Origin of the sequence: Luteimicrobium subarcticum (assembly GCF_002798015.1) — a bacterium.
GTDB classification, from domain to species: domain Bacteria; phylum Actinomycetota; class Actinomycetes; order Actinomycetales; family Cellulomonadaceae; genus Luteimicrobium; species Luteimicrobium subarcticum.
On record NZ_PGTZ01000012.1, the window covers coordinates 73,658 to 93,132 of the forward strand.

Consider the following 19,475-nt stretch of genomic DNA (forward strand, 5'->3'; position numbering starts at 1 on the left):
CCCCGAATCTTGCCACGCGCCTGGGCTACCGAAGGAACTCGATACCGTCCCACGCCTGCCGGCGCCGGCCGTCCGGGTCGCGCGCGATCCGCAGCTCGCGGTCCAGCACGAGGACCGTCCGGCCGGAGGGCTCGTAGCGCGGCCACCCGAACTCCGGGCGGCCCGTGCGGGCGAACGCCACGAGGTGCGCACGGATGCGGGCGCCGAGCCGCTCCGCGGCCGCCCGTCCCCCGAGCATGACGATGAGCCGCCCGACGGGTGCGTCGAGCGTGTCGAACACCAGCGGGATCTCGGTACCGTGCGTCGCGTCGAGCCGCGCCATGCGCTCCGACGGCGTCGCGAAGTCGTACCGGTACATCCACACCGGGGCGACCCGGGAGTGCCCGTCGGCGAACCGGGTGGTCGGGATGCGGAAGGTCGAGTCGGCGGCCAGGTCGAGCAGCGCGGAGCGCGCCGGGTAGCCCGGATAGGCCGCGGCGAGCACGTCGCGGAAGGCGACCGAGTCCCCGGGGCGGCCCCCCTGGCGCGCGAGCGAGTCCAGCACCCGGTCCATGCGGTCGACGTCGACGGGGAGGATCTTCGGTCGCGCGCGCACGAACAGCAGCGCCTCGTTCCGGGTCGTGCCGACGAGCAGGGGCACGGGCGCGGTCCGACCACCCAGCGCCGCGTCGACCGGCGGCTCGGGCAGCAGGTCGCCGTCCGTGACGGGCGCGAACGCGATCGTGCCGGTGTCGTGCTCGTCGACCTCCTCGAGCAGCGTCCAGGCCGCGGCGACGAGCGCGTCCGCCGGGACGTCGCGCCAGGTGCCCGGCCGGTCGACGTCCGCGCCGACGAGCCCCAGGAGGCGCTGGGCGTACCGGCGCATGCGAGCCGCGGAGTAGACCGCGGCCACCGCGGGGCTCAGCGCGACGGCCCGGTGGATCAGCCCGCGTGCCGGCGGTGCGGCGAGCAGGCTCGTGACGAGCGTGCCGCCCGCCGACTCCCCCATGAGCGTCACGCACGCGGGGTCGCCGTCGAAGCACGCGATCTCGTCGCGGACCCAGCGCAGCGCCTCGACCACGTCCCACAGCGCCGAGTTCGCGTCGAACACCGGGCCGGCCCTCTCGGCACCGGTCGCCGACGCCCAGGACAGGTCGACGAACCCGAACGCGCCGAGCCGGTAGTTCACCGTGACGACCACGGCGCCCAGCGCGGCGAGCGCCGACCCGTTGAAGTCGTCGAGGCACGACGCCCCCGCGACGAACGCTCCCCCGTGCACCCACACCACGACGGGGTACGGGCCGTCGGATGCGTCTGCGGGGGCCCACACGTTGAGGGTCAGGCAGTCCTCGTCGCGCGGGAACGAGGGGGCGACGCCGCCGCCGGAGCGCGGCCGCACCTGGGGGCAGGCGGCGCCGAACCGGCTCGCGTCGCGGATCCCCGACCAAGGACGTGCCGGCTCGGGACGCCGCCAGCGCCGCTCGCCCGTCGGCGGTGCCGCGTACGGGATCGCGCGCCACACGCGCGCCGGACCGTCGCTCTCGCCCAGGAGAGCGCCACGGCTGGTGTCGACCCGGAAGACCACGAGGTCACCGCCGGGTGCGGTCCTGCGCGAAGCGCGAGTCGAGCCAGCTCACGAGGTCGGCGAGGACCTCGGCCTTGACGGTCTCGTTGAACACCTCGTGCCGGGCGCCGGGGTAGATCATGAGCGACACGTCGCTCAGCCCCGCGCGCCCGCGCAACGACGCGACGAGACGCGTCATGCCGCGCACGCCGCCGAGCGAGTCCTCCGAACCGCCCTGGACGAGCACGGGCAGGTCGTGCCGCCGGCCCAGGTCGCGCGGTGGGCGCCCGAGCAGCTGGAGCATCTGCACCTTGGTGTACGGCGGGATCGCGTTGACGTCGAACGTCAGCGGGTCGTCACGGAACGACACGGCCACCTCCGGGTCGCGCGACAACCACTCGAACCCGGTGGCACCTTCGGCCCGCCACCGCTTGTTGAGGTCGCCGCCGTTGATCACCCCGGGCATCGCGAGCGACGTGCCCGTGAGCACCACGGCGTCGTACAGCGCCGGGTCGCGCGCGACGAGCTTCTGCACGATGAGCGAGCCCCACGAGTGCCCGAGCGCGACCACCGGCAGGCCCGGCCAGGTGGCGCGCACCGACCGGGCGACGTCCTCCACCTGGTCGAACACCGCCTTGTTGCCGCCGCGGCCCAGGTGCCCGAGCCCGCGGTCGCCGAGGCCGGTCTCGCCGTGGCCGAGGTGGTCGTCCGCGACGACCGTGTACCCGCCCGCCCGCAGCGCGCGCGCCACGTGGTCGTACCGGCGCGCGTGCTCCCCCACGCCGTGGGACAGGTACACCACCGCGTGCGGCGCGGGCGCCTCCCAGACGTGCTCGACGACCCTCACCCCGTGGCGGTCGACCAGGGTGCGGCGCTCGGGCCCGTCGTCCGTGCCGTCCATCGCTGCTCCCACACCCGATCCTGATCGTTCCTGCCGGCTCACGCCGTGCGTCCCGGGGCGTGCGCCCGGAGCGCCCACGCTAGCCCCGCGCCGGGCGCGTCACACCTCGGCACGGGCCGCCACCCACGCACGCCTGACCTGCTCGAACCGGGTCGGCAGGGGACGACGACGGCCGCCCTGCTCCGCCGCCGTCCGGTGCACGTAGCGCCGCCACGACAGGACGAGGCCCTGCGCGGTGATGGGCAGCCCCTTGGCGACCGTGACCCCGTCGACGTGGGTGTGGTGGACGGTGAGCAGGAGCGCACGCGGCGGGGAACCCTCGAGCTCGGCGCACAGCTCGGCCCGCACCTCGGCCCACCGCCGCAGCACGACCACGACGCCCGGGTCGAGCTCGTGCCGCCGCTCGACGCGGTGCTTGCCGTGCCGGACGAGCACCGACCCGGCCTGATGGTCGTCGAGGTCGACGTCGTCGACCGTGACGCGCAGCAGGTCGCCGTAGCGCGCACCCGTGCAGCGCGCGAGACCGGCGATCACCGCGAGCCTGACCTCCTCGTGCCGCACCGGGACGCGGGAGGTGCGCGACGCGAGGTCGCGCCACACCCACTCGGCCTCGTCGAGATCGACCGTGGGGCGCGGGTAGGCGCGCGACGCGGCCGACGCCGGCTCCGGGGCGGCCTCGTCGTGGTCTCCGGGCTCGTCGGTCATGGGAGGAGCCTACGGCGCGCTTGGCACAGTATTTCGACTCGACACGCGGTCACGGCCGCACTCGAGGTGTCCGTGCGCTCAGCGCACCACGACGCCCGCGTCGCGCAGCCCCGCCTTGACGTCCGCGACCGTGAGCCGGCCGAAGTGGAACACGCTCGCCGCGAGCAGGGCGTCCGCGCCCGCACGCGCCGCCGCCACGAAGTCCTCGACACGGTGCGCTCCCCCGCTCGCGATGAGCGGCACCGCGACCTCGGGACGCACCGCACCGAGCATCTCGAGGTCGAAGCCCTCGTACGTGCCGTCCGCGTCCATCGAGTTGAGCAGCACCTCGCCCGCGCCGAGCTCGACGGCGCGCGCCGCCCACGCGACCGCGTCCAGGCCCGTCCCGCGCCGGCCGCCGTGCGTCGTCACCTCGTACCCGCTGTCGGTCCGCACGTCGCCCTGCACGCGGCGCGCGTCCACCGACAGCACGAGCACCTGGCTGCCGAACCGGTCGGCGATCTCGGAGAGCAGCTCCGGCCGCGCGATCGCCGCCGTGTTCACGCCCACCTTGTCGGCGCCCGCCCGGAGCAGCCGGTCGACGTCCTCGACCGCCCGCACCCCGCCGCCCACGGTCAGCGGGACGAACACCTGGTCCGCCGTGCGCCGCACCACGTCATAGGTGGTCTCGCGGTCCCCCGACGACGCCGACACGTCGAGGAAGGTCACCTCGTCCGCGCCCTGCTGGTCGTAGCGTGCGGCCAGCTCGACCGGGTCGCCCGCGTCCCGCAGGTTCTCGAAGTTCACTCCCTTGACCACCCGGCCGGCGTCGACGTCGAGGCACGGGATCACACGGACGGCGACGGTCACGGCAGGAGGCTCCTTGTGTGGTGGACCGGGGGCTGCGGGCCGGGCGGGTTCCGACGGACCCGGCCGAGCCCGACGGTACCCGCTCGACGACGCGCCAGGCACGACCGGCTACGGTGCGGACGCGCCCTTCGACGTCGCGCCCCCCGCGGTGGGCGCCGGTGTCGGGGACACGGTCGAGCCCGGCTCCGGGCCGATCCCGGGGTCGTGCGCGTCGAGGATGTCGACCACGTACACGAGCGTCTGGTCGGCGAGCTTCGACGCCGTGTCCTGGTAGCCGAGCGACGGCGGCACGACCAGCAGCACCTCGCTGCCCACGGGCACCTGGAGCAGGCCCTGGTCCCAGCCCTCGATGACGTCGCCGACGCCGATCCGGACGTTCGCGGGCAGCTGGTCGTCGCCCCACGTGGAGGCGAACGTCTTGCCCGTCGACCACACCACGCCCGTGTACTGGACCGTCACGAGCTGACCCGCCTCGATCTGCGGTCCCGAGCCCTTGATGAGCGGGAGCACCGTGAGGTCGTCCCCCGCCTTCGCCTTCTTCGGGATCGTCACCGTCGGGGTCCCGTCGTCGGCGCGCTTCACCTGCGGCACGTCCGGGTCCTGCGGGACGGTGTCGCCCACGGCCCGGCCCGGCAGCACGTCCACGGTCGAGACGAGCGGCACCCCGTCGCTCTGCGCGACGTCCAGGTAGCGCGACCCCGACGGCTTGCCGACGACGAGCGTGCGCAGCTCGCTGCCCAGCGTGCGCTGCGAGACGCGGACGGGCCGGGGGGCGGCGGCCCACGTGTTCGACACGACCTTGCGGGTCCGGCCGTCCTCGGCGTACGTGTCCAGCACCACGACGTCGCCGTCGTGCACGGTCGGCCCGAGGCCCTGCCAGACGGTCTCGCGGCGCGACCCCGTCACGGTCAGCGGCGCCGCGTAGGACAGCTGCGGGGGCAGCCAGGCGGTGCCGCTGACGACGACGTCGTCCTGCGTGACGTTCGGGGCCGTGCCCTCGGCGGCACGCCGGTCGGCCTCGCACCCGGCCAGCGCGAGCGCCCCGACGACCGTGAGCGCGACCGTGGCGGTCACGGTGCGGGCGGCGCTCCCGCGACCTCCGGGACGGTCGGTCGGGGATCCGGTTCGCAGGGTGGGCAGCACCGGGTCAGGGTAGCCGGACCCGCTGCGCGAGCGCTGAGACGTCCTGCCCCGGCGCCGGCCGCTGCCTCACATCGACTCGATGAGCCGTTCCACGCGCTCGTCGACGTTGCGGAACGGGTCCTTGCACAGCACGGTGCGCTGCGCTTGGTCGTTGAGCTTGAGGTGGACCCAGTCGACCGTGTAGTCGCGGCGGGCCTCCTGCGCCTTGCGGACGAAGTCGCCGCGCAGCTTGGCGCGCGTCGTCTGCGGCGGGATCGCCGTGGCCTCGAACGTCTCGAGGTCGGTGACGACCCGCTCGACGAGGCCGCGCTGCGCCATGAGGTTGTACAGGCCGTGGGTGCGCGAGATGTCGTGGTATGCCAGGTCGAGCCGTGCGATGCGCGCGTCGGACAGCGGCAGGTCGTGCTTGGCCTGGTACCGCTGGATCAGCTTGAGCTTGATGACCCAGTCGAGCTCACGGTCCACGAGCGACAGGTCGCCCGACTCGAGCGCCCGCAGGCCCCGCTCCCACAGGTCCAGGACCTGCTTGAGCACGGGGGTGAGGGTGACGTGCGCGTCGACGTGGTCGCGCACCCGCTCGAAGTACTCGGACTGCAGGTCGATCGCGGTGGCCGTCCGGCCGTTCGCGAGCGTGACCGGCGCCTTGCCCGAGACGTCGTGCGAGATGTCACGGATCGCGCGGATCGGGTTCTCGAGCGCCAGGTCACGCATCGGGATCCCCGCCTCGATGAGGCGCAGGACGAGGTCGGTCGCCCCGACCTTGAGCAGCGTGGTCGGCTCCGCCATCGACGAGTCGCCCACGATGACGTGCAGCCGGCGATAGCTCTCCGCGTCGGCGTGCGGCTCGTCGCGCGTGTTGATGATGGGGCGCGAACGCGTCGTGGCGCTCGAGACGGCCTCCCAGATGTGGTCCGCGCGCTGCGAGAGCGTGAACGTCGCGCCGCGCGGCGTCGTGAGGACCTTCCCCGCGCCCGTCAGCACCTGCCGGGTGATGAGGAACGGCACCAGCACGTCCGACAGGCGCGCGAAGTCGCCCTGCCGGCGCACCAGGTAGTTCTCGTGGCAGCCGTACGAGTTGCCCGCCGAGTCCGTGTTGTTCTTGAACAGGTGGATGCGGCCCGGCAGCCCCTCGTGCTCGAGACGCTGCTGCGCGTCCTCCACGAGGCCCTCGAGGATCCGCTCACCGCCCCGGTCGTACGCGACGAGCTGGCGCACGTCGTCGCACTCCGCGGTCGCGTACTCGGGGTGCGAACCCACGTCGAGGTACAGCCGAGAGCCGTTGCGCAGGAACACGTTCGACGAACGCCCCCACGCGACCACCTTGCGGAACAGGTACCGCGCGACCTCGTCCGCGGACAGCCCGCGCCCGTCGTCCGCGGCGCACGTGACGCCGTACTCCGTCTCGAGGCCGAAGATCCGTCGGTCCATGGCGCGGTCCCCTCTCAGGAGTTCTCGGTCGGCTCGGCGGCCGGCGGCGCGAGCGCCCCGAGCAGCGCGGTCAGCGTCGCGGGCGCGAGCCGCCGGAACGACCGGCGCGGCCTGCCCCGCTCGAGCACCGCGGCCTCGAGGTGCGCGGGCGCCACGGGGTCGCCCTCGCTCCCCCCGCCCAGCACGCGCGTCGCGAGGTCGAGGACCTCCGGCAGCGTCATCCCCTCGCGCCACTCGGCGCGCAGGCGCTCGCCGAGCTCGTCGGACTGCCCGCCCATCGCCACGACCCCGTGCTCGTCCGCCACCGAGCCGTCGTACGACAGGCGGTAGATCTGGTCGTCCGCGGGTGTCGCGCCGACCTCCGCGACCACGAGCTCGACCTCGAGCGGCTTCGACTCGGTCGTGAACACCGTGCCGAGCGTCTGCGCGTACGCGTTCGCCAGGCCGCGCGCGTTCACGTCCGCCCGGTCGTACGAGTAGCCCCGCAGGTCGGCGTACCGGACCCCGGCCACCCGCAGGTTCTCGAACTCGTTGTACTTGCCGACCGCGGCGAACGCGATCCGGTCGTAGATCTCCGAGATCTTGTGCAGCGCGCGCGACGGGTTCTCCGTCGCGAACGCGATGCCCTCGTCGTACTGCAGCACCACGACGGAACGGCCCCGGGCGATGCCCTTGCGGGCGTAGTCCGCCCGGTCCTTCATGAGCTGCTCGGGCGAGACGTAGAACGGCATGCTCATGCGAGGTCTCCCGTCGCGTCGGCGGGGGCGTGCGGCTCGGCGTCCGGGTTGGTCGCCGAGCTCCGGCGACCGGCAGGCCGCGCCCGACGCTCCGACACGCCGCGGTCGGCCACGATCTCGTCCGCGAGCGCCGCCAGGTCGTCGTCCGGCACACGCCGGTACCCGTCCTGGTCGACCACCGCGACCACCGGCCAGATCCGGCGGACCGTGTCCGGGCCGCCCGTCGCCGAGTCGTCGTCCGCGGCGTCGTACAGGGCCTCGACCGCGACGTGCACGGCGCCGTCGACGTCGAGACCGCCGTGCCACAGCTTCTTCAGGGCGCCGCGTGCGAACACCGAGCCCGACCCCACCGAGTGGAAGTCGTGCTCCTCGTAGCGCCCGCCCGTGACGTCGTACGAGAAGATCCGACCCTCGTCACGGTCCAGGTCGAAGCCCGCGAACAACGGCACGACCGCGAGGCCCTGCATCGCCAGCCCGAGGTTCGACCGGATCATCGTCGACAGGCGGTTCGCCTTGCCGTCGAGCGAGAGCAGCGTGCCCTCGAGCTTCTCGTAGTGCTCGAGCTCGAGCTGGTAGAGCCGCACGAGCTCGAGGGCCAGACCCGCGGAGCCCGCGATGCCCACCGCGGAGAACTCGTCCGCCGGGAAGACCTTCTCGATCTCGCGGCTCGCGATCATCGAGCCCGCCGTCGCGCGACGGTCGCCCGCCATCACGACGCCGCCCTCGTACGTCACCGCGACGATCGTCGTCGCGTGCACCGAGCGTTCGTGCGACGCCCCGCCCGCGAACGACGCGTCACCCGCCGGCAGCGGCCGGCTGCCCGGCAGCACGTGCGGCGCGTGCGACGCGAGGAACTCGACGAAGGAGGACGACCCCGGGGTCGTGAACGTGTGCGGCAGCCGCGCGCCGTGCTCGGTCGTCATCGGGTCCTACTGCCCGCCCTTCTGGACGAACCCGCGCACGAACGACTCCGCGTTCGACTCGAGGACGTCGTCGATCTCGTCGAGCAGCGCGTCGACGTCGGAGTCCTGCGCCTGCGGGGCAGGCGGCGCCGGCGTGGCAGCGTCGTCGTCCGGCAGGTCGTCGTCCCGACGGACCTCCTGGTGTTCCTGACCAGCCATGTCGCCTCCTCGTCGTCGGGTCGCCGTGCCTGTCGTGCCGCGGCGACCCCGTTGCCCTGCGTCCGTCCCAGCCTAGTCCTCACGGGGCCCTCGGCCCCTCAGCGGGCCCGCGACCCGCTCACGACGACGACAGACCCGCGAGGAGCGTCGCCGCGTCCGGGCTCGCGTCGAGCAGGGCACCGACCTGCTCCTGCGTGCCGCGCGCCGGGTCCAGCATCGGCACCCGCTGCAGCGACGGGGCGCCCGGGACGTCGAAGATGATCGAGTCCCAGCTCGCCGCCGACACGTGGTCGCCGTAGCGCGCCATCACCTCGCCGCGGAAGAACGCTCGCGTGTCGTGCGGGGGGTGGTGCACGGCGCGCGCCACGTCCTGCTCCCCCACGACGCGCTCGACCGCGCCCTTCGCGAGCAGCCGGTGGTAGATCCCGCGCTCAGGACGGACGTCCGACCACTGCAGGTCGGTCGCCGCGAGCCGCGGGTGGTCCCAGTCGAGGCCGTCGCGCCGGCGCAGACCGTCGAGGATGCGCAGCTTGGCGACCCACTCGACCTGCCCGGCGACGGAGAACGGGTCGCCCGCGAGGCCGTCGAGCACATCGCGCCACCGCGTGGTCACCGGCACCGTCTGGTCGTCCGTGCCCAGCGCGTCCAGCGCGCCCGCGACCACGTCCAGGTACTCCCGCTGGACCTCGAGCGCCGTGAGCCGGCGCCCGTCCGCGAGGTCGAGCGGCGCGCCGAGCGTCAGGTCGCGGCTCACCCGGCGGACGTCCTCGACCGGGTCGGCCAGCCGGAGGCCCTGGAGGCGTGCCTGCGCGCCCGGGAGCCCGTCGAGGTGCTCGATCACCCACAGCACGAGGCTCGTCGCCCCGAGCTTGAGGTAGGTCGCGACCTCGAGCATGTTCGCGTCGCCGACGATGAGGTGCAGGCGGCGCCACCGCTGCCGGTCCGCGTGCGGCTCGTCGCGCGTGTTGACGATGGGGCGCCGCAGCGTGGTCTCGAGGCCGATCTCGGCCTCCATGTAGTCGGCACGCTGCGAGAGCTGGAAACCGGTCTCCTGCCCCACCGTGCCGATTCCCACGCGACCCGCGCCCGCGTACACCTGGCGCGTCACGAGGAACGGGATGAGCAGCTCGGCGAGCAGTGCGAACGGCACGTCACGGCGCACCAGGAAGTTCTCGTGGCAGCCGTAGCTCGCGCCCTTGCCGTCCACGTTGTTCTTGTACAGGGCGACCTCGCCGCCCGGGAACGCCGCGAGCTCGCGCGCCGACGCCAGCATGACGCGCTCGCCCGCCACGTCGAACCGCACGGCGTCGAGCGGGCCGGTGACCTCGGGCGACGAGTACTCCGGGTGCGCGTGGTCGACGTACAGCCGGGCGCCGTTCGTCAGCACGACGTTGGCGGCGCTCGGGTCGTCGTACTCCTCGACCTCAGGGCGCTCGAGGTGCTCGGTCGCGCCCTCGGCATGGTCGGCGCCCGCGGTGGGGCCCGGTGCGGCGGGCGCGTCCGGGTCGTCCGTCAGGAGGGACGGGTGCGCCGACGCGCGCTGGAGGTGGAACCCCCGCGCGTCGTGCAGCGGGTCCTCGTCGTCGTAGTCCCAGCGGGTCTTCGTGCCGCGACCGCCACCGACCGCGGACAGCGCCCGGTACGTCGTGACGACCTGGCTCGACAGGAGCATCGGGTTGGCGAACGGGCGGCCCGGCTGCAGGACGCCGTACTCGGTCTCGATCCCCATCACGCGGCGCACGGTCACGACGTCACCCTAACCGCGGGCGGGCCGGCGCACTCCGCGCCGGCCCGCCCGTGAGACACCGTCAGAGGTACTGCCCCGTGTTCGTGACCGTGTCGATCGTCCGTGCCGCCTTGGAGCCCTGACCGTCCTTGTTCTGGACGATCGTGCGGATGAACACGATGCGCTCGCCCTTCTTGCCGGAGATGCGCGCCCAGTCGTCCGGGTTGGTCGTGTTCGGCAGGTCCTCGTTCTCCTTGAACTCGTCGACGCACGCCGCGAGCAGGTGCTCGACCCGCAGGCCGCGCTGGCCCGTCGCGAGCAGGTCCTTGATCGCGGACTTCTTGGCCCGGTCGACGATGTTCTGGATCATGGCGCCCGAGTTGAAGTCCTTGAAGTAGAGGACCTCCTTGTCGCCCGACGCGTACGTCACCTCGAGGAAGCGGTTCTCGTCGGACTCCGAGTAGATGCGCTCCACGACCGCCGCGATCATCGCGTCGACAGCCGCCGCCCGGTCGCCGCCGTGCTCGGCCAGGTCGTCGGCGTGGATCGGCAGGTCGGTCGTGAGGTACTTGCCGAAGATCTCCTCCGCGCCCTCGGCGTCCGGACGCTCGATGCGGATCTTCACGTCGAGGCGCCCCGGGCGCAGGATCGCCGGGTCGATCATGTCCTCGCGGTTGGACGCACCGATCACGATGACGTTGTCGAGCCGCTCGACCCCGTCGATCTCGGCGAGGAGCTGCGGGACGATCGTGGTCTCGACGTCCGACGACAGGCCCGTGCCGCGCGTGCGGAACAGCGACTCCATCTCGTCGAAGAACACGACGACGGGGATGCCCTGGCTGGCCTTCTCGCGCGCCCGGGCGAAGATCAGCCGGATGTGCCGCTCGGTCTCACCGACGTACTTGTTGAGCAGCTCCGGCCCCTTGACGTTGAGGAAGTAGCTGCGCACCGAGGCACCCTCGGCGGTCGCCGGGACGCTCTCGCCGCCCTCGGCCTCGCGCCGGTCGGCCACCATCTGTGCGAGCGAGCTCGCGACGGCCTTCGCGATGAGCGTCTTGCCGCACCCGGGCGGCCCGTAGAGCAGGACACCCTTGGGCGGGCGCAAGCCGTGCTCGCGGAAGAGGTCGGGGTGCGAGAACGGCAGCTCGACCGCGTCGCGGATCTGGTCGATCTGGGGGCCCAGGCCACCGATGTCGGCGTACCCGATGTCGGGGACCTCCTCGAGGACGAGCTCCTCGACGTCGGACTTCGGGATCCGTTCGTAGACGAAGCCGGCACGCGTGTCGACGGTCAGCGAGTCGCCGACCCGCACGGTGTCCGCACCCTGCGCGACGAGCGACCCCGCGAGGCGCACCACGCGCTCCTCGTCGGCACGGCCCACGACGAGCACCCGGTCCGCGCCGAGCAGCTCCTTGACGGTCACCAGCTCGCCCGTGACCTCGTAGGCACCCGCCTCGACGACCGTCATGGCCTCGTTGAGCTTGACCTCCTGGCCCGGCCGCAGGGACGCGAGGTCGAGCGCCGGGCTGGCCCCCACGTGCATCTTGCGGCCCGCGGACATGATGTCGACGCCGCCGTCCGCGTGCGCGGCGACGAACACGGCGTAGGTTCCCGGGGGCTTGGCGAGCTCGTCGATCTGGCGCTTGAGCTCGACGATCTGGTCGCGCGCGGCCGTGAGCGCCCCGACGAGCCGTTCGTTCTTGGCGGCGAGGAGCGCGAGCTGCTGGTCGCGACGGTCCTCACCCCGCTCGGGACGGTACGGGTCGCGGTAGGGCGCGTCGGTCATGTCGTCCTCCCAGGGTCGGCAGGTCTCGACCCTAGACCGAGCCGACGACATGCGGGCGACGTACGCACCGCACCGTCACCGAATCGTGGCGAACGTGGCACAGGTCACATGCGCCCGTCGCGGGCTCCCGCCGGCGGCTCAGCCCGCCTCGGGCGCCTGCCCCACGCTGCGGCGCACCCGACGGATCTTCTTGTCCGACACGGGCCGCTCGCCCAGGTCCTCCTCGGTCCACTCGGGCGTCGCCTCCCCGTCCTGGACGGGGTACGCACCCTTGGCCGGACGACGCTTGCGCTCCGGCACGACCTCGCCGTCAGCCATCCGGCGCGTGGTCAGCAGGAAGCCCGTGTGACCCATCATGCGGTGCTGGGGGCGCACGGCCAGACCCTCGAGGTGCCAGCCGCGGACCATCGTCTCCCAGGCGGTCGGCTCGGTGAAGCGGCCGTCGTCGCGCACGTCCTCCGCGAGGCGCGAGAGCTGCGTCGTCGTGGCGACGTAGCAGACCAGCACGCCGCCCGGCACGAGCGCCTCGGCCACGGCCGCCACGTTCTCCCAAGGCGCGAGCATGTCCAGGACGACGCGGTCGACGGTCCCCGGCTCCGCCACGTCGGGCAGCCGGTCCGCGAGGTCGCCCACCCGCAGGTCCCACGCCGGGTGCGGGCCGCCGAAGAACGCCTCGACGTTGCCGCGGGCGATCGCGGCGAAGTCCTCCCGGCGCTCGATCGAGTGCACGTGCCCGCCGTCGCCGACGGCGCGCAGCAGCGACAGCGTGAGAGCGCCCGAGCCGACGCCCGCCTCGACGACGCGTGCCCCCGGGAAGATGTCGGCCATGGTGACGATCTGGCCCGCGTCCTTCGGGTACACGACGGCGGCGCCGCGCGGCATGGACAGGACGTAGTCGGCCAGCAGGGGCCGCATCGCGACGTAGTCGGTGCCGCCCGAGCTCGTCACCACGGTGCCCTCGGGCGCGCCGATCAGCGTGTCGTGCGTGAAGTAGCCGCGGTGCGTGTGGAAGGAGCCGCCGGGCTCGAGCGTGATGGTGTGCAGCCGGCCGCGCGGGTCGGTGAGCTGGACGCGGTCGCCCACCCGGAACGGGCCGCGCCGGAGCGTGGCGCCGGTGGGGCCGTCCTGGACGTCGGGCGTGGCCGACGGCTCGCGGGCGGGGGCGGGACGGTCGGTCGGGGGCTGCTCGCTGGTCACGGGCGACCAGTCTAGGCGCGCCGGCCCTCCGTCACGGCGCGGACCGCCTGGACGACCGCTCCGACCGGGAGGACCCCCACGACCCGCACCCCGTCCGTCACCGGCACGACGGGTGCGTCGCCACCCCGGTCCGCGACGGCGTCGAGGACGTCGGCGCCGCGGGCCGTGACGGGCACGCCCGGGCCGGGCGGGAGCGGGATCGAGGTCGCCGAGAGCGGCGTGCGTGACGCCTGGTCGACCGGGACGGCGGACAGGGCGGTGGGCTCGACGACCGCGACGGCGGTGCCCGCGGCGTCCACGACGACCATCGCGTGGGTCGACACGACGCTGCGGCGCGCGTCCTCGACGGTCGCGGTCACCGGGACGGTGACCGCCGGGACCATGAGGTCGGTCACGGCGAGGGTCGCGATCGCCATGCGGGCGCGCCCCTGCCGGACCGCCTGCGTGGCCCCGGACCACAGGAACGCGGCGATCAGGGTGCTCCACACGACCGTCGTGAGGTCGATGTCCTCACCCCGCGAGAGGCGCGGCAGCACCGCCCACGCGACGATCCCGACGGCCACGACGCGCCCGATCCACCCGGCGGCGACCGTGCCGCGCGCCCGGTCGCCCGTGACGGCCCAGACGCCCGACTCGAGCACCTGGCCGCCGTCGAGCGGCAGACCCGGCAGGAGGTTGAAGACCCCCACGAACAGGTTGGAGAACGCGCCGGCGTAGAGCAGCATCGCCGGGACGCCCCACGGGTCGGTGGTCTGGAACACGCCCCAGAACGCACCGGCCAGCACCAGGTTCGTCGCCGGTCCCACGACGGCCACGAGGAACGCGTCGAGCGGTCGCCCCACCCCGCCCGTGTACGCGGTGTGCCCGCCCCAGAGCGTCAGCGCGAGCTCGCGGACCTCGTGACCGCGGGCCCGCGCGACGTAGGCGTGCGCGACCTCGTGCAGGAACACGGACGCGAACAGCAGCAGGACGAACGCGAGGGCCACGCCGTACACGCTCGTCGTGCCGAGCCACGGACGGCCCGCGCCCACAGTGTTCGCGTAGAGCAGCGTGAGGGCGATCGCGGCGACGAACCAGCTCGGGGTGATGATGACGGGCGCGCCCGCGAGCCGGGCGACGACCCAGCCCTTCGTCCGGGGCTCGGCCGGGGCGGCGCGTTGCCGGCTCGCGGGGGTCGGCGGGCCGGACGGACGGTCGTCGGAGGTCACGCGGGCAGCGTAGCCGCGCCCGCTGGGCGTCCCGGCAGGGCACCCTGCGCCGCGGACGGCCCTGTGGACGCTCACCGCACCGTGGGTGGCCCGTCGTAGGGTCACGGACGTGATGCCGAGCACCAGCACTTCCACCAGCACTTCCACCAGCACTTCCACCAGCACTGCCACCACCGACACCAGCACCGAGACGAGCGCTGGCACCATGACCGGGAGCACCCCCCGCGTCCCGTCGCTCTCGCCCTCGCGCGCCAACGACTTCCTGCAGTGCCCGCTGCTGTTCCGGTTCCGGACGATCGACCGGCTGCCCGAGCCGCCGAGCCCGGCCGCGGCTCGCGGCACGCTCGTCCACGCGGTGCTCGAGAAGATCTTCGACGAGCCCGCCGGAGCGCGGACCGTGGAGCGGGCGCGCGAGCTGCTCGGCCCCGCGTGGGAGCGCCTGCGCGAGGCGCGGCCCGAGTACGCGGACCTGGTCGCCGACGCGGCCGGGCTGGACACCTGGCTCGCGGGGGCCGGAGACCTCCTCGGCACGTACTTCACGCTGGAGGACCCGAACCGGCTCGAGCCGCGCTCGCGCGAGCTGGCGGTCTCGACGCAGCTCGACGACGGCCCGCTGCTGCGCGGCATCGTCGACCGCCTGGACGTCGCGCCGGGCGGCGAGGTGCGCGTCGTCGACTACAAGACGGGCAAGTCTCCACGTCCCGCGTACGCGGGCTCGACCGAGTTCCAGATGCGCTTCTACGCCCTCGTGTGGTGGCGCGAGACGGGCGTCCTGCCCCGCATGCTCCAGCTCGTCTACCTGGGTGACGGGCAGGTGCTGCGCGCCGAGCCGACCGCGGAGTCGCTCGTCGCGACCGAGACCAAGGTCCGGGACGTCTGGTCGCGCATCACCACGATGGCCCGCGCCGGCGAGTTCCCGCCGCGCCGGTCCGCGCTGTGCGGGTGGTGCGCCCACCAGGCGCACTGCCCCGAGTTCGACGGGACGCCTCCGCCGTACCCGGTCGAGGGTTCGCTGCGGGCGACGGGGGTCGCCCCGGGCTGAGCGCGGCGAGCGGTCCTCCGGGCGGCCGAGCGCTCAGGCGAGGAGGTCGACGACCTCGCCGGACGCCACGCGCGACAGCAGGTCCAGGTCGAGCTGGGTGAGGGCCGCGAGGCGAGTGAGCGCGGGACGCGGCTCGACGGGCACGACCACCTGCACGCCGACGGTGCGCGCCCCGGACGCGAGCGCCGACCGGATGCCGCCGGGCGAGTCCTCGACCGCGACGCAGTCCGCCGGGTCGACCCCGAGGAGCGACGCGGCCGTGAGGTACGCCTCCGGGTCCGGCTTGCCGCGCTCGACCTCGTCGCCGCACACCACGGCGTCGAAGGTGCCCGCGGGCAGCGCGTCGACGACCGCGTCGGCGAGGACCCGGTAGGACATGGTCACGAGGGCCTGCGGCACGCCAGCAGCTCGCACCGCGTGCAGGAGGTCCCACGCGCCGGGCTGCCACGGCACGGCCGCGCGCAGGTGCGCGACCATCCGGCCGACCAGCCGCTCGACGATCTGCCCCGGGGCGAGCGGGACCGGACCGCGCTCCGCGAGGATCGTCGCCGCCTCGAGAAGCGGCCGCCCCACGAGCCCGAGGGCGTCGTCGTGCGTCCACGTGCCGCCGTGCTCGGCGACGAGCTCGGTCTCCGCCTCGATCCAGTAGGGCTCGGAGTCGACCAGCGTGCCGTCGAGGTCCCACAGCACGGCGGCGAGCCGCCGCGGCGGTGCGGGCGTCGTGCGGGCAGGGTCGGTCAGGGACTCCGAGGCGGTGGGGTTCACCGTTCCATCGTAGGTGCGGGCGGCGAGCGCCCCGGCGCCGCGCGCGCATCCGGACGACCCTCGCGCTCTGCGCGAACGCGGGCCGCGGCGCCACCCACCGGGCCTGGCGTGCCCCTAGGCTGGTCCGATGAGCCAGCATGAGCCCGAGCAGGCCCGCCGCACCGTGATGATCGCCGCGTTCGAGGGCTGGAACGACGCGGGTGGCGCCGCGACCGCCGCCGTCGAGCACCTCGCCGACGTGTGGGGAGCCGAGCAGGTCGCGGAGCTCGACCCCGAGGACTACTACGACTTTCAGGTCAACCGCCCGCAGGTCTCCGCGGACGACGACGGCCGCCGGATCCTCACGTGGCCGTCGACGACGGTCTCCGTCGCCGAGGTCCCGGGATCGGGTCGCCGGGTCGTGCTCGTGCACGGGATCGAACCGTCCATGCGGTGGCGCGCCTACTGCCGCGAGCTGCTCGCGCACGCGGACCGGCTGGGCGTCGAGACGGTCGTGACGCTGGGCGCCCTGCTCGCGGACGTCCCGCACACGCGCCCCATCCCGCTCACGGCGACGTCGGAGAGCGTCGGCATGCAGGCCGTCCTCGACGTGGAGCAGAGCACCTACGAGGGCCCGACGGGCATCGTCGGGGTGCTGCAGCACGCGGCGAGCGAGCACGCGCTCCAGTCGGTGTCGCTGTGGGCCGCGGTGCCGCACTACGTCGGGAACCCGCCGTCGCCCAAGGCGACCCTCGCGATCCTCACCCGGGTCGAGGACCTGCTCTCGGAGCCGGTGCCGCTCGGCGACCTGCCCGCCGACGCGGAGGCGTGGCAGCACGGCGTCGACGAGCTCGCGCAGGAGGACTCGGAGATCGCCGAGTACGTGCACCAGCTCGAGGAGGCGAAGGACGCCGAGGAGCTGCCGGAGGCGAGCGGCGAGGCCATCGCCCGCGAGTTCGAGCGCTACCTGCGTCGCCGCGACAGCGGAGACGGTCGCCCGGGCTGAGGTCGCTCGGACGTCCGCACAGGGCGCACGGGCGCCCGTGTCACAGCCTGACGCCGAGCAGCGCGTCGACCGTGCGGGCGACGACGCCGGGGGCGCCCTCGTCCCAGCCGGCAGCGGCTTCAGCACCGTCGGCACCCCCGTCACCGTCCGCACCGTCGGCCCGCGGCGCGAGGGCACGGTCGGCCCACGCGTCCACGGCGGCGAGCGCGGTGGGGGCGTCGAGGTCGTCGGCGAGGGCGGCCCGCACGGCGGCGAGGGTCGCGGACGCGTCGGGGCCCCCGTTGCCCGCGAGGGCGGCGCGCCAGCGGTCCAGACGCGCCTCGGCCCGCTCCAGGACGGCGTCGGTCCACTCCCACGGGGTGCGGTAGTGGTGGGCGAGGATCCCGAGCCGGATCGCGGCGGGGTCGTGCCCCTCGGCGCGCAGCCGCGAGACGAGCACGAGGTTGCCGAGCGACTTGCTCATCTTCTCGCCCTGGTAGGCGATGAGACCCGCGTGCAGGTTGACGCGCGCTGCGGCGTGCGCCGGGTCACGGGTCGTGCCGGCTCCGTCCCCACCGTCACGGGACGCGGCGACGAGCGAGCGCACGTGCGAGCTGGACATCTCGTGGTGCGGGAACAGCAGGTCGGCTCCCCCGCCCTGCACGTCGAACCCGGCTCCGAGGCCGTCGAGTCCGATCACGGCGCACTCGACGTGCCAGCCAGGGCGCCCGGTCCCGAGGTCGCCGGCCTCCCAGGCGGGGTCGCCGGGGCGTTCGCGCCGCCACAGGAGCGGGTCGAGCACGTGCCGCTTGCCGGGGCGGTCCGGGTCGCCACCGCGCTCGGCGAACAGGGCGCGCATGGTGTCGTCGTCGAGGTGTGCCACGTCACCGAACCGCGGGTCGGCCGACAGGTCCGCGTACACGTCGCCGAGGTCGGGGCGGTCTCCCCCGGCGCCGTCCTCGAGGGGCACGCGGTACGCGGCACCCGAGGCGAGGAGGGCCAAGACGGCGGACGCGACCTCGTCGATCGTCTCGACGACCCCGCGGTACACGTCCGGCGGGACGACGCCGAGCGCGGCCATGTCCTCGGCGAACAGCGCGGTCTGCTCGACGGCGAGCCGGCGCCAGTCCACGCCGGTGGCAGTGGCGCGCTCGAGCAGCGGGTCGTCGACGTCGGTGACGTTCTGCGCGTAGGTCACGGTCTTGCCGGCGTCGCGCCAGGCACGGCCCAGCAGGTCGAACGCGACATAGGTGGCCGCGTGACCGAGGTGGGTCGCGTCGTACGGCGTGATGCCGCAGACGTAGAGGGTGGCGTGCTGCCCCGGCGCGGCCTCGACGAGGGCGCGGGACGACGAGTCGTGCACGCGGACCACGTGCGGCTCGTCGGCGGGGGGCAGGTCCGGGATCTGAGGGGCGGGCCAGGCGTGCACCCGGTCAGTCTAGGTGGCAGCCCGGACGGACCGGACGGCAGGTCCGTCAGACGGCGCCCGCGAGCGAGCCCACAGGCTGCAGCACGTCCGTCACGAGCAGCAGGAGGACCAGCAGGCCGACGACCACCCGGTACACCACGAACGGCTTGTACGAGAACATCGAGATGATCTTGAGGAACCCGATGATGACGACGTAGCCGACGAGGAACGACACGATCGTCGCGACGAGCGTCACCCCGAGACCGGGCGTGCCGGCGGGGTGGTCGCCGCCGACGGCCTTCGCGAGCTCGAACAGGCCCGAGCCGAGGACCGCGGGGATCGCGAGCAGGAACGAGTAGCGGGCCGCCGCCTCCCGCGTGAAGCCCATGAGCAGGCCGGCGGTGATCGTGCCGCCCGAGCGCGACACGCCCGGGATCAGGGCGAGCGCCTGGGCGAAGCCGAACGCGGTCGCTCGCCGCGGCGTGAGGTCGCCGAGGGGGCGGGCGTGCGCCCCGCGCTTGTCGGCCCAGCCGAGGACGAGGCCGAACACGATGAGCGTCAGCGCGATGAGGTACAGGTTGCGGAAGTGCGACTCGATCGCGTCCTGGAACGCGAGCCCGAGGATCACGATCGGCAGCGACCCGAGCGCGATGTACCAGGCCATGCGGGCGTCGGGGTCGTGGGCGCCGAACCGGGCGGCGCGGTCGGTGCCGTCGCGCCCGCGCAGCGCCTGCCACCAGGCGACGCAGATCCGCCGGATGTCGCGCCGGAAGTACAGGAGCACCGCGAGCTCGGTCCCGATCTGGATCATCGCGGTGAACGCGGCGCCCGGGTCGTCCGCCCCGATGAGCTCACCGACGATCCGGATGTGCGCGCTCGAGGAGATCGGGAGGTACTCGGTGAGGCCTTGCACGAGACCCAGGAGGACTGCTTGCCACATCGACACGGGGCG

General features: G+C 74.0%; 18 protein-coding genes. 2 read left to right on the forward strand and 16 right to left on the reverse strand.

From position 1 onward, the window contains the following. Positions 1 to 25 precede the first annotated feature (25 nt). The 13 genes from CLV34_RS14845 to CLV34_RS14905 form a co-directional block, all read right to left on the reverse strand. On the reverse strand, positions 26 to 1,564 hold the full coding sequence (locus CLV34_RS14845; RefSeq protein WP_100351097.1) for a carboxylesterase/lipase family protein: 1,539 nt from the start codon (positions 1,562 to 1,564) through the stop codon (positions 26 to 28). Between the two features lie 4 nt (positions 1,565 to 1,568). Further along, a complete protein-coding gene (locus tag CLV34_RS14850) occupies positions 1,569 to 2,444 on the reverse strand; it encodes an alpha/beta fold hydrolase (RefSeq protein WP_100351098.1) in 876 nt (291 codons plus the stop codon). 99 nt (positions 2,445 to 2,543) lie between these two features. Beyond that, a complete protein-coding gene (locus CLV34_RS14855) occupies positions 2,544 to 3,149 on the reverse strand; it encodes a tyrosine-type recombinase/integrase (RefSeq protein ID WP_100351099.1) in 606 nt (201 codons plus the stop codon). A gap of 78 nt (positions 3,150 to 3,227) precedes the next feature. Next, a complete protein-coding gene (hisF, locus tag CLV34_RS14860) occupies positions 3,228 to 3,998 on the reverse strand; it encodes an imidazole glycerol phosphate synthase subunit HisF (RefSeq protein ID WP_100351100.1) in 771 nt (256 codons plus the stop codon). Between the two features lie 108 nt (positions 3,999 to 4,106). Then, complete coding sequence (locus CLV34_RS14865) at positions 4,107 to 5,141, reverse strand: FKBP-type peptidyl-prolyl cis-trans isomerase (protein ID WP_100351101.1); 1,035 nt, start codon at positions 5,139 to 5,141, stop codon at positions 4,107 to 4,109. 66 nt (positions 5,142 to 5,207) lie between these two features. Beyond that, the gene (gene pafA, locus CLV34_RS14870) at positions 5,208 to 6,569 is read right to left on the reverse strand and encodes a Pup--protein ligase (protein WP_100351102.1); all 1,362 of its coding nucleotides are present in this window, start codon (positions 6,567 to 6,569) and stop codon (positions 5,208 to 5,210) included. A 14-nt stretch (positions 6,570 to 6,583) separates the two neighbouring features. Continuing rightward, positions 6,584 to 7,306, reverse strand: coding sequence for a proteasome subunit alpha (prcA, locus tag CLV34_RS14875; protein WP_100351103.1), 723 nt, complete (start codon positions 7,304 to 7,306; stop codon positions 6,584 to 6,586). Further along, on the reverse strand, positions 7,303 to 8,229 hold the full coding sequence (gene prcB, locus CLV34_RS14880) for a proteasome subunit beta (protein WP_100351104.1): 927 nt from the start codon (positions 8,227 to 8,229) through the stop codon (positions 7,303 to 7,305). Before prcB ends, prcA begins: the two co-directional genes overlap by 4 nt. 6 nt (positions 8,230 to 8,235) lie before the next feature. Further along, positions 8,236 to 8,427 carry a ubiquitin-like protein Pup gene (locus CLV34_RS14885; RefSeq protein WP_100351105.1) on the reverse strand — a complete coding sequence of 64 codons (192 nt, stop codon included), beginning with the start codon at positions 8,425 to 8,427 and terminating at the stop codon, positions 8,236 to 8,238. Between the two features lie 118 nt (positions 8,428 to 8,545). Continuing rightward, positions 8,546 to 10,156 carry a depupylase/deamidase Dop gene (gene dop / locus CLV34_RS14890; RefSeq protein WP_100351147.1) on the reverse strand — a complete coding sequence of 537 codons (1,611 nt, stop codon included), beginning with the start codon at positions 10,154 to 10,156 and terminating at the stop codon, positions 8,546 to 8,548. 79 nt (positions 10,157 to 10,235) lie between these two features. Then, entirely contained in the window at positions 10,236 to 11,939 is a 1,704-nt protein-coding gene (arc, locus tag CLV34_RS14895) for a proteasome ATPase (RefSeq protein ID WP_211289471.1), read from the reverse strand. Between the two features lie 138 nt (positions 11,940 to 12,077). Further along, on the reverse strand, positions 12,078 to 13,136 hold the full coding sequence (locus CLV34_RS14900) for a tRNA (adenine-N1)-methyltransferase (RefSeq protein ID WP_100351107.1): 1,059 nt from the start codon (positions 13,134 to 13,136) through the stop codon (positions 12,078 to 12,080). An 11-nt stretch (positions 13,137 to 13,147) separates the two neighbouring features. Then, the gene (locus tag CLV34_RS14905) at positions 13,148 to 14,344 is read right to left on the reverse strand and encodes a site-2 protease family protein (protein WP_157803874.1); all 1,197 of its coding nucleotides are present in this window, start codon (positions 14,342 to 14,344) and stop codon (positions 13,148 to 13,150) included. Between the two features lie 205 nt (positions 14,345 to 14,549). Here CLV34_RS14905 and CLV34_RS14910 point away from each other — a divergent pair, with 205 nt between their 5' ends. After that, the gene (locus CLV34_RS14910; RefSeq protein WP_100351108.1) at positions 14,550 to 15,386 is read left to right on the forward strand and encodes a RecB family exonuclease; all 837 of its coding nucleotides are present in this window, start codon (positions 14,550 to 14,552) and stop codon (positions 15,384 to 15,386) included. Between the two features lie 33 nt (positions 15,387 to 15,419). Here the strand turns inward: CLV34_RS14910 and CLV34_RS14915 are convergent, their stop codons facing one another. Then, entirely contained in the window at positions 15,420 to 16,151 is a 732-nt protein-coding gene (locus tag CLV34_RS14915) for an HAD family hydrolase (RefSeq protein WP_245859275.1), read from the reverse strand. A gap of 127 nt (positions 16,152 to 16,278) precedes the next feature. On the opposite strand from CLV34_RS14915, the gene CLV34_RS14920 reads away from it, so the two are divergent. Then, positions 16,279 to 17,136 (forward strand): PAC2 family protein, encoded by an 858-nt coding sequence (locus tag CLV34_RS14920; protein ID WP_100351109.1) that lies wholly within the window; start codon positions 16,279 to 16,281, stop codon positions 17,134 to 17,136. A 40-nt stretch (positions 17,137 to 17,176) separates the two neighbouring features. Here the strand turns inward: CLV34_RS14920 and mshC are convergent, their stop codons facing one another. Together mshC and CLV34_RS14930 are read right to left on the reverse strand one after the other, a co-directional pair. After that, the gene (gene mshC, locus CLV34_RS14925; protein WP_100351110.1) at positions 17,177 to 18,544 is read right to left on the reverse strand and encodes a cysteine--1-D-myo-inosityl 2-amino-2-deoxy-alpha-D-glucopyranoside ligase; all 1,368 of its coding nucleotides are present in this window, start codon (positions 18,542 to 18,544) and stop codon (positions 17,177 to 17,179) included. 46 nt (positions 18,545 to 18,590) lie between these two features. After that, positions 18,591 to 19,463: an undecaprenyl-diphosphate phosphatase gene (locus CLV34_RS14930; protein ID WP_425436256.1), complete on the reverse strand. Its 873-nt coding sequence runs from the start codon at positions 19,461 to 19,463 to the stop codon at positions 18,591 to 18,593. Between the last annotated feature and the right edge of the window lie 12 nt (positions 19,464 to 19,475).

Coding starts and splice junctions, on each gene's coding strand:
- CLV34_RS14850 (WP_100351098.1), bottom strand. CDS start 2,444: ATGGACGGCACGGACGACGGGCCCGAGCGCCGCACCCTGGTCGACCGC.
- CLV34_RS14855 (WP_100351099.1), bottom strand. CDS start 3,149: ATGACCGACGAGCCCGGAGACCACGACGAGGCCGCCCCGGAGCCGGCG.
- pafA (WP_100351102.1), bottom strand. CDS start 6,569: ATGGACCGACGGATCTTCGGCCTCGAGACGGAGTACGGCGTCACGTGC.
- prcA (WP_100351103.1), bottom strand. CDS start 7,306: ATGAGCATGCCGTTCTACGTCTCGCCCGAGCAGCTCATGAAGGACCGG.
- prcB (WP_100351104.1), bottom strand. CDS start 8,229: ATGACGACCGAGCACGGCGCGCGGCTGCCGCACACGTTCACGACCCCG.
- CLV34_RS14885 (WP_100351105.1), bottom strand. CDS start 8,427: ATGGCTGGTCAGGAACACCAGGAGGTCCGTCGGGACGACGACCTGCCG.
- dop (WP_100351147.1), bottom strand. CDS start 10,156: ATGGGGATCGAGACCGAGTACGGCGTCCTGCAGCCGGGCCGCCCGTTC.
- arc (WP_211289471.1), bottom strand. CDS start 11,939: ATGACCGACGCGCCCTACCGCGACCCGTACCGTCCCGAGCGGGGTGAG.
- CLV34_RS14910 (WP_100351108.1), top strand. CDS start 14,550: ATGACCGGGAGCACCCCCCGCGTCCCGTCGCTCTCGCCCTCGCGCGCC.
- CLV34_RS14920 (WP_100351109.1), top strand. CDS start 16,279: ATGAGCCAGCATGAGCCCGAGCAGGCCCGCCGCACCGTGATGATCGCC.
- CLV34_RS14930 (WP_425436256.1), bottom strand. CDS start 19,463: ATGTGGCAAGCAGTCCTCCTGGGTCTCGTGCAAGGCCTCACCGAGTAC.